The sequence below is a fragment of the Mycobacterium sp. MAC_080597_8934 genome, assembly GCF_000523975.1.
Lineage (GTDB): Bacteria > Actinomycetota > Actinomycetes > Mycobacteriales > Mycobacteriaceae > Mycobacterium > Mycobacterium avium.
Genome location: NZ_JAOS01000040.1, coordinates 1 through 3,768 on the forward strand (window position 1 = coordinate 1; position 3,768 = coordinate 3,768).

General features: G+C 68.0%; 2 protein-coding genes and 3 pseudogenes. All 5 read right to left on the bottom strand.

Features of this window, described 5'->3' with window-relative positions:
• Positions 1 to 57: 57 nt before the first annotated feature.
• Positions 58 to 276 (bottom strand): annotated as a pseudogene (locus tag NF20_RS20090) (transposase); the annotation flags it as partial.
• 46 nt (positions 277 to 322) lie between these two features.
• The gene (locus NF20_RS28395) at positions 323 to 1,126 is read right to left on the bottom strand and encodes a tyrosine-type recombinase/integrase (RefSeq protein ID WP_255343480.1); all 804 of its coding nucleotides are present in this window, start codon (positions 1,124 to 1,126) and stop codon (positions 323 to 325) included.
• Complete coding sequence (locus NF20_RS28400; RefSeq protein WP_255343478.1) at positions 1,069 to 1,848, bottom strand: hypothetical protein; 780 nt, start codon at positions 1,846 to 1,848, stop codon at positions 1,069 to 1,071. The genes NF20_RS28395 and NF20_RS28400 overlap by 58 nt, the downstream gene beginning before the upstream one ends.
• 418 nt (positions 1,849 to 2,266) lie before the next feature.
• Positions 2,267 to 3,296, bottom strand: a pseudogene (locus tag NF20_RS28760) (tyrosine-type recombinase/integrase); the annotation flags it as partial.
• A gap of 113 nt (positions 3,297 to 3,409) precedes the next feature.
• A pseudogene (locus NF20_RS20105) lies at positions 3,410 to 3,768 on the bottom strand (transposase); the annotation flags it as partial.

The window sequence follows — 3,768 nt, forward strand, 5'->3', positions numbered from 1 at the left end:
GGTCAAGTCCAGGGACGTGGTGTACGACGTCGTCGTGTGATTCTTCGACTTGGTGGTTTAGGCGGTCAGTGCCGCCGGGGTGTCCTCCTGTTCTGTTGATGGCGTGTGGTCGGCGCGGGATTTGCTGAGGACGTCGAGGCCGAGGTAGCGGCGGGATTCGGCCCATTCGTCGTGTTGTTCGGCCAGCACCGCGCCGACGAGGCGGATTAGGGCGTTGCGGTCGGGGAAGATTCCGACGACGTCGGTGCGCCGGCGGATTTCCTTGTTGAGTCGTTCTTTTATCCGGCCCTCGGGGGCGGGTCAACCCGTCGGGGTGGGATGTTCATCGATCGAGGCGCTGGAGGTGGTCGGTAAGGGCGTGGGCGACGCGGTCGTGGCGGCGGCTTCGTCGGTCCAGCCGCGGCACTCGGCGTCGGTTCTGAGGCCTGGACGTCGGCGAGTTGGTCGGTGAGCGTGTCGCGGAATTCGGGGCGGTGACGTAGTTGTCGCAGGTTTCGCAGATGTTGGCATAAGGGCACGCGCCCGCGGATTCGTGGCGAGCGCAGTATCCGTGTGCAACGCGGGTTTTCAGCATTTCACTGTGCAGCCAGCCGACCTTGTCGGGCAGGATCGGTTTGCCGACCGGGGTGAGGGTGAACTGGCGGCGCATCTTGCCCATCGCTTCGTCGTAGGCCGCGCGCAGGGTGGGCGAGGCCAGGGTGGCGTAGCGGATCGTCATTTGTGGAGTGACGTGCCCGAGTAAGGACATCAAGGCCTGCAGACTCATCCCGGCGTTGGCGAGTTCGGTGGCCCAGGTGTGGCGCAACTGATGTGGAGTGACCATCAGGACGCCGCCGTCGGGACGGTGCAACCCGGCGGATTCAGCGGCGGTGAGCAGCCCGTTGCGCAGCCGGGTGTAGCCCAGGCGGCGTCCGTGCCGGGTGAACAGAAAGTCGGTGAGCACGCCGGTGCGTGGGTGCGGCAGCGGCCGGTGCGTGCCGCGGAGGGCGACCCACTCGTCGAGCGCGGCGAGGGTCGCGGCGGAGAGCGGGACCATGCGTTCGGTGGCGAGCTTGCCCAGTGGCACCTTCAGCCAGGTTCCGGCCGGTCCGTAGTCGATGATGCTGCCCAGTTCGAGGTCGAGCAGTTCCCCGCCCGCAGGCCGGCACCACGCAGCACGGTCAGGCCGATGCGGGCGAACGGATCCTGCAGGTGGGCAACGGCGTTCATCACTGCCGCGTCCACATCGGGTGCTAGCGCGCGTGGCAACGGCTGGTCGAGTTTGGGGACGTCGGCGGCGAATACCAACCGCCGTGGTGGGGCCTGCGCCCAGCCCCAGGCGGTGATGTCGTCGAGCAGGTTGCGCAGACTGAGCACTGCCGACTGGGCCACCGCGGCCGAGACGGTGCGCCGGCGCCGCGGCGGCGCGCTGACCACGCCAGCCCGGGTGCGATTCCATTTCAGGTAGCCCTCGATGCAGCTCCGGTCGAGTTCACGCAGGCTGATGACGTCGGGATGGTGAGCGGTGAGGTATTCGGCGAAGGGCAGCAGGTCGTTGATCAGCGACTCGACCGATTTGGGCCGCAGCACCGCCGCGCGCACGCCGATGTAGCGCAGCAACGTCTGACGGATCGGGTCGGGCATCTCCACCTCGGTGAAGCGCTGCTCGAGGCTACGGGCCCACCGCCGGCGTTTCGGCGCGGTGTCGATGACCGCGGTCTCGAACAACAGCTGCCGCAGGCTGGCCAGCCGCCCCCTGTATGCCCGCCGCGACGATGGCGGCACCACGGTACGTGACAGCGCGGCGTCGAAGTCGTCGAGCGCGTCGCCGGTCAGGTCGGCGACCATTCCGCCGTGGTGTGCCAGCACTACCGCCAGACATTCGCCGAGGACCGTCTCGACCAGGAACTCCTCCAGCCCAACCGAATTCCCGCATTCCGCAACGCGGCGAATCCGCTCGGATCCCGGTCCTCCACTGCGCGGCCCAGCCCGGTCAACTGTTTGACCGCGGCCAGCTCGACGTCCAGCCGTAACCGGCCGGTGCCGATCGTGTGACAGATCAGCGGCCACGCCCGGTGTCCCGTATCTCGGCGATCCGCTCGGCTGCCGGCAGCGTCATCCAGGCGTGCAGGTCGCGGTGGCGTGCGGTGAAGTCGCGAGCGATCCGAATCCGGTCGCGTACCGCCCGCCGCTCAAACCCAGGGTGGCGACGTGGTCGAGATAATCCGCCACCACCTCGTCGGCGCCTACGGGTTGGCCGACCAACACCGTGGTCACTGCCGGGCTCGGCCAACGTCGCACGAGCAGCACCGTATTCGGCGGCGAGCTGCTCGATCGACAAATGCACGTAGCGGCCGTGGTCTCCGGCGAGACATGCCCCATCAACGCCCGCAACGCCAGCAGATCGATTCCGGCCGCCGACAATTCGGTGCCGTAGGTATGCCGTAAACGGTGCGGCGGACTCTTGTGGCGCCAGAGGTCTCCCGGTGCCGACGGAACAGGCTGCGCAGCCCGGCCTCGCTGACCGGTGCACCGGTCGTCGGCCGCGCAGCACTACGAAGCACTGCGGCGTCGCCAACCCCGGCGGCCGCTCCCATCGCAGGTAGGCGGCGAGCTCGGTGAAGAACGCCGCATCGACCGGGACATGACGTTCCTTGCCGCCCTTGCCGATCACCCGAAGCCGGCGCCGGCCCATATCGACGTCGGCGAGCAGCAGGCCACGCGCCTCGGCCGAACGCAGCCCTCCGAGTAGCATCACCAGCACCATCGCCCGGTCCCGGTGCGTTGCCAGTGTCGCCAGGAACGCGTCGACATCGTTGGTGGACAACGATTCCGGAAGACGCTGCGGCTGACGCACCAACCTACCGCCACTGCGTGCACGCCCGGGACCCAGATGACCGAGCAACCCCCGCTGCGACTGGCGCAGCCCTGTCCCGCCGCGGCGACGGCACCGGATTGTCGGTGCAGACACCGGTCATCACCAGATACTCGAATAACGCGCGCACTGCCGCGACCCGGCGGTTCACCGTCGAAGCTGCCGGCGGGGTCGACGAGCGGTGACCGCCGGTGGGCTGGTCCGTTCGGCGGACGCCTTGCCAGTCGATCCAGTCGAACACCAACGGCGCATCGACCGCGGCGAGCCCGACCGCTTGCTGGACGAGGAACCGGCTCAAATTGGCGACGTCGAATGCGTAGGCCCGCACCGTGGCCGCGCTGAACCCCCGTCCCGCCAAATGGTTGAGAAACGCGTTCACCGCGTCCTGCCCGTCCCAGTCGCCCTCCAGGACATATCCGCTGTCGCTCTTGAGTACCCGCATCGCCGCTCCGCCTTCCCCCACCGAGATGCAGACAGCATCCATCCGTGCTCAGCGCTTGTGCGTGAACCTCACGCTGCAGCCCGAACCGTGTCCCCGGAGAGCCGGTTAACGGATAGTGGGTTGGTTGACCAGATCTTTTTCCAGTGGGCCACCGGGAAGTCGGCGAAGGCGGTGATGTCGGCGGCGGCCTCGCGCAACATGGTTTCGACCTTGGGGAACTGGCGGCCGAGCATGCCGGCGATGGTGTCGAGTTGTTCGCGCACGTGCTCGGCGTCTGGCTGGGCGAAGACGGTGCGGATCGCGGCGGCGACCATCTCTGCGGAGCCCTTGGGCACTTGGGCGAGCACGTTGCGCAGGAAGTGCACTCGACACCGCTGCCAGGCGGCCCCGATCAGCACGGCGTCAATGGCACTGCGCAGTCCGGCATGGGCATCGGAGATGACCAGTTGGACTCCGGCCAGACCGCGGGATT